This window comes from uncultured Veillonella sp. (assembly GCF_915069625.1).
Taxonomy (GTDB): domain Bacteria; phylum Bacillota; class Negativicutes; order Veillonellales; family Veillonellaceae; genus Veillonella.
On the sequence record NZ_CAJZFD010000136.1, the window covers coordinates 1 to 5732 of the forward strand.

Here is a 5732-nt window from a genome sequence, read left to right on the forward strand (position 1 = left end):
ATGATAACAACTCTAAGAGCGTAGTATTTGTACAAGGCAAGGTTAGTTCTCATGGCGGTGTAAGTCAAGTTGCCAATGGGTATGCGAATCATGCTACTCGTAATGCAGGCGGAATTGTATATGAATATGACTTTAATCAATCTACACAATCTATAGGGACAACTGGCAGTATAGGACTTGGCTATCGACGATTAAGTAAAGGGGAGCATAGCTACGTGGGTATCAATACCTTCTATGATTATGCTTTCAAAGAACATTATAAGCGTGCTAGTTTAGGTGTAGAATATGTAACTGGTGAAAATGAATTGTATGCTAATTTCTATAAATCACTAGGGAATGGAACATCATCCTATCGTATATTTAAGCGCGATGAAATGATTCCAGCACCATTCAATACGCCGGACATCAACGTTTCTGTTGGTGAAAGTCATGAAAAACGAGTTGCCTCTGGATATGATATCGGATATGCGCGAACTTTTAAAAATGCCCGTTATATTCGAGCCTACATTGACCGCTATCACTGGAATCATATGAATGGTGAGATTAGAGACATAGAATGGTCTAACCCTGATATATATAACTATAATATCGGATTCCGTGTAAATGGGGTCTATAAAAATGGTATTAAAACCGGTATCAATGTAAATGTGACACCTCACATCTCGGTAGGCATGGGCTATGATAAACCATTTGGTCACTCCGGAGAGTTTTATGTACAAACATTGTATACCCTTGGTAAATCTAAGTTCGCTCTCTTTGGTGGAAAGCATAGTGATAATAGCATGACAACTGCTCGTTCTAAAATGCTCGATAAGATTGAACGACAAGATATTCAGGCTATGGAACTAAATGGGGACTTCCGTGTTCATTACCCTCATGATCATTTATAATAGTTTAGCTTGTTCATAGTTTATAAAAAAGGAGCTAGTACATTTTATGTACTAGCTCTTTTTATGTTTTCGGTTATTTCTATTGTAATGCCTTTGGGACACTGAGCTTTTTCCAGTTGTCTAGTTCAGGGATTTCTAAGGTATTAATCGTTTTTTGAATCCAGTAGTTTAATGATACTTCGTTACCTAAATGTTGTTCAAATAAATAGGTATTACCTGGCGTATCTAGAGGTTTTCCATCCTTGTCGATGGAGTGGCGCATGGATTCTTTCAGATAGAGTTGCACTCTAAATGGATTTGCGTGATTGCCTCTGAAAATAAAATAGGAAGGGCCGATAAAGTCATGGGTACGGACATTAATTTGTTCGTACTTTTTGTCTTTTAAGCCTTGTAATGCGGTTTGTATCATGGCATTCGCATCATCGTATTCCTCAAGTAGGAATGCTTGTTGATCTACATCGAGTACATAGTGCCACGTTGGTTTTTCTTCATTCTTTTCAATAGACCAGTTAGCACCAAATACAGGTAACTGATGATTATCATAAAGGTCTTTTAACAGATGTATAGCATCCTCTTTCTTGAATAGCGCTCGATAGATCATCTCTTGACCTTCTGTAGGGTCATAGCCATGTATTCTGACTTGGTACGTATCACGTGGCATACGCTTTACATCTAGCTTAAAGATGTTTCGTAGCTTGTCTGGTATGGAGAGGAAATGATTGTAAAAGCTCAGTTTCATTTCGTCTTGTGATTCTAAGGCATGCTTAATGGTTTGCCAATCATATAAGGTGGTATCCCATAAGAAGTCATCCATATTTGCAGATAAGCGAGCCGCATTTTGAGGCCATTCAGTATGACCAGGCCGTACTGTTGAGGTAGACTCTGTAAAGCCCTCTTTATAGTGCCAATGGCCATCTATTTCTTCGAAGGCTGCTAAGCGCTCTTCTGCTTCATTATCGATAGGGATATCCTTTAGCTCTTCATCAAGGTTTGCCTTGTGAGATAGTATATATTGATGAGACTCTTCGTAATAGGCTACAGCGGCATCTAAATCAGGTTTGCCTGTGACATAGCCTTTTTCATAGGCATACCCTAAGGCAACTCGCGTTAAAGCTCGTGTAATATCGTAGAAGAGAACACGATCTTCCTCTTCTAATGCGCGCTTTTCCTCATCTAGTACACGTGTTAAGGATTGCACACCGAAACGTATATTTTTCGTTACCCCTAAGCCATGGATTCGCATATAACCAATATATGGCAGGGAGAACATAAAACGCTCTTTTGTGGCTGCCATGTGGGTTAAATCTGCAATGAGGCCCCAGTCTAGCGGTAGGTGACCAATGTGGAAGATATAGCCAAAGGCAGCTTGTAATGCTGCATAGCCAGCATCACTGAAATATTTAGTAGCTGCACGGCGGTAGAGTCCAATAGCCTTTACAGGGTCATAGGGAATGACTCTGCGGAGCTCTTTGGCATCATAGAAATGATAGTAATAATCCGCTAATTCAGCGGTACTTTCAGCTTGACCTAGGGCGGCACCTTTTGTAAACCATGTGAAAGCATCCTCAAATTTTCCGTTTTCATGACAGTCTAGACCGGTGTAGAGCATCATGGTTGGATTACCTAGCTCAGCAGCGGTTAAAGCTACGCGACGTGCATTATTAAAATCGCCTTCGTCGATATAGATGTTGCGTAAATTGCCTTGAAACATGGCGAGTCCGTTATTGAGTGCCTTGTTAAACCATTCCTTGGCGAGTTTAGTGGCATTTCCCTGTAATGTTTCGTTGGAAATAGTACCTTGTAAGGCTATAAGGCGTTCCTGTATAGAACCTTTTTGCAAGCTCTGTTGGATGCGTTTTGCCAAACTGAGGCGAGGTGGTGTAATCATATCCCTTGCAAGGCTGATACGGTCGTCATCGCGCCAGAAAAAGACATTGCCTATAATGTATTGGCAAAAAGCATCACCTTGCTCCGCGTAGTCATAAACAATACAAAATGCATCGTCAAAGGATATTAACATATCCTTTTCAACAGTAGGTGTAATCGTTCCATTGATACGTAATGCTTGTAAGGTACCGATAGGACTACAACGGCGAATGCTATCGTGCAAGCATTGATAGGTACGCATGTTATTTTCTGGAAAGTTTGACTCCTCCCATGTAAAGCGTGGCCCTGCATAGATACGAGCCAACAAAGCATACGCATCAGCTATCTCGCGAGCCTCTGGATCATTGGCTATTTTTAATGCGTCCTCTTTAGTGTCGATTTCGTTTTCCAGCGACGTTGTCATGTCGTTTCTCAACGCCCGATGATTCGGTTGCTCAGGACTATGCTGATTATTTACAATCAGTTCTAATTGGCGCAAACCTTCTTGGGCCATTTCTTGATTGTATGATTTAAAAATCATGTGGAAGACCTTTTGCAGGCGTTCCGTAAAGTACTGTGCCATTAGGCCTCCTTTTATACGATAGAATACACATTTATTATATAACGAACACTTGGTACGGTAAAAGAGGAAATAGCGGTACTTCTAAGAGTTTTAGCTGATTTGAATTTAATATTTATGAGATTATGTTAGTTTCCTATACGACTTGAAAAGGGATAACTTAAACAAAAAAATCCCCTCTGCATAGATTTTGATTTACGTTGCTGTGAAATCTGAAATCTTTCAGAGGGGATATAGTTATCCTAATTCCTTAGAATCACTATTATTTTTTGTTATAATCGCCGAACCATTTGTCGTAGATTTTTTGGTAAGTGCCGTCTTCTTTAAGTTCTTTAAGAGCTTTGTTAACAGCTTCTTGTAAAGCTTTGTTGCCTTTTTTCATGCCAAGAACTGTACCTTCAGCTTTAGTAGGTTCGCCTACGAGTTTAAGGTCTTTGTCAGCACCTTGTTTAAGGTAGTACATAGCCACTGCGTTATCGATGATAGCACCGTCGATTGTACCAGCTTTCAATTCCATGAAGATATTAGCATTGGAATCAATTTGTTTTACTGTTGTATTAGGGATTTTTTGAGCCATTTCAACAGGGATAGTACCGATTTGAGCACCTACAGTATGACCTGCTAATTCATCCATGTTATGGATTGTTGTGTTGTCTTTACGAACAACTGTGATGAAACCACCTTGGTCGAAGTATACATCGGAGAAGTCCAATGCTTTTTCACGTTCAGGTGTAGCATTGATACCTGCTGCGATCATATCGATGTCGCCAGATTGAACTGCTGGAATTAAAGCATCGAAGCCCATGGATTTGAATTCCATTTTTAAACCAAGTTTTTTAGCAATTGCTTCGGACAAATCAACGTCGAAACCAACGTATTTATCGCCTTCAGTGAATTCGAATGGTGGGAATGTAGTTTCAGAACCTACACGCAATACACCTTCTTGTTGTGTCATTTTTGGTTTGTCATTACCACAACCAGCCAATAAACCCATTGCTGCTACCGCTACGAGGGCGATGGCTGTCAATTTTTTGAACTTAAACATAGAAACCTCCTCAAACATCCATATACATGGTTTATCAAATTCTGTTTATATTGTACGGAATTTTACAATAATAGGCAATAACATTGTATAATTAAAGGTACGTAAACAAATTAAGTACACGAAATGTACCTTTTACTAAATAAGGTCGATTATTTATACATACATTTAGGAGGACCTATGTCTCTTATTGAACAATTTTCCAGTGCTTGTGAAAACTTCGCCCAGGAGGCTTTCACCATTAATTATACATTGGCGAAGAATCCTGAACTGTCTAGTCATGAATTTAAATCCGTTAAGACAATCGGAGCTGTTCTTGAAAAGCACGGTATCCCTGTGACTTATGAGTTCTGCAATTTGCCAACAGCGTTTAAGGCATCTGCTGTGAAAGTAGATCATCCTAAAGGACGTTTGGCGATTTTATGTGAATATGATGCGTTGCCAGATGTGGGCCATGCGTGTGGCCATTGCGCCAGTGGCTCTATGAGTACCTTAGCAGCCCTTGCATTACATAAGATGCAGCAAGACGGCGTAGCTTTCAATATGGACATTGACATCATCGGCACACCTGATGAGGAAGCGATGGGCTGCAAGGTGGATATGTGCAACGCTGGCGTGTTTAAGGATTATGATTTTGCCATTATGGTGCATCTTGATGGCGAAGAAACGCGGCCTAATTCACAATTCTTGGCCCTTGATTGTTTCCGCGCCAAGTACCACGGTAAACCGGCCCATGCGGCTGGTGAGCCTTGGAATGGCATCAATGCGGTAAACGGCGTGCAACTCGCCATCCATGCCATGGATATGCTGCGCCAACAAGTGCGACCAGAGTCTCGCATCGGCACGTGGATTATTAATGGTGGTACCGCATCCAATGTCATTCCTGCGACTGGCGAATTAGAGGTTACCGTGCGTCATACAGAACGTGACTATTTGAACGGTTTATCTGAACAGATTAAAAAAATCTTTGAAGGTGCTGCCCTTTGTACCGGTACGACCGTAGATGTTGAGTTTTACGGAAATCCTTATGACGATATGAACCAAAACCATCGCGGCACACACCTCATCGAAGAGGTGATGACCGACATGGGACTCGATTTTGAACCAGGTCCAGCGGACATTGGGGGCAGTTCCGATATCGGTAATGTCAGCTATCAATGTGCCGCATTCCATCCTAAATTGCGCTTGGCTGGCCCAGATAAGGTGTGCCATGCCAAAGAATTTGCGGACGCTATGCTAGAACCAACCATTGAGCAAACCATTGTAGATGGCGCCAATATCATTGGAGGCACATTGTTGCGATTAGTAGAAAATCCAACTGTCTTAGAAGAAATTGTGGCTGAGTTTAATGCAA

At 41.1% G+C, this 5732-nt stretch carries 4 protein-coding genes; 2 read left to right on the top strand and 2 right to left on the bottom strand.

Annotation, left to right across the window (positions count from 1 at the left end):
- A partial coding sequence (locus tag QZ548_RS07450; RefSeq protein WP_295869418.1) for an inverse autotransporter beta domain-containing protein occupies window positions 1-890 on the top strand: 890 nt, incomplete at its 5' end.
- Window positions 891-969: 79 nt separating this feature from the next.
- Here the strand turns inward: QZ548_RS07450 and QZ548_RS07455 are convergent.
- Both QZ548_RS07455 and QZ548_RS07460 read right to left on the bottom strand, forming a co-directional pair.
- A complete protein-coding gene (locus tag QZ548_RS07455) occupies window positions 970-3339 on the bottom strand; it encodes a tetratricopeptide repeat protein (protein ID WP_295869420.1) in 2370 nt (789 codons plus the stop codon).
- Between the two features lie 259 nt (window positions 3340-3598).
- Window positions 3599-4381 (bottom strand): basic amino acid ABC transporter substrate-binding protein, encoded by a 783-nt coding sequence (locus tag QZ548_RS07460; protein ID WP_105094582.1) that lies wholly within the window; start codon window positions 4379-4381, stop codon window positions 3599-3601.
- A gap of 177 nt (window positions 4382-4558) precedes the next feature.
- On the opposite strand from QZ548_RS07460, the gene QZ548_RS07465 reads away from it, so the two are divergent.
- On the top strand, window positions 4559-5732 hold a 1174-nt coding region (locus QZ548_RS07465), incomplete at its 3' end, for an amidohydrolase (RefSeq protein WP_295869423.1).

Coding starts and splice junctions, on each gene's coding strand:
- QZ548_RS07455 (WP_295869420.1), bottom strand. CDS start 3,339: ATGGCACAGTACTTTACGGAACGCCTGCAAAAGGTCTTCCACATGATT.
- QZ548_RS07460 (WP_105094582.1), bottom strand. CDS start 4,381: ATGTTTAAGTTCAAAAAATTGACAGCCATCGCCCTCGTAGCGGTAGCA.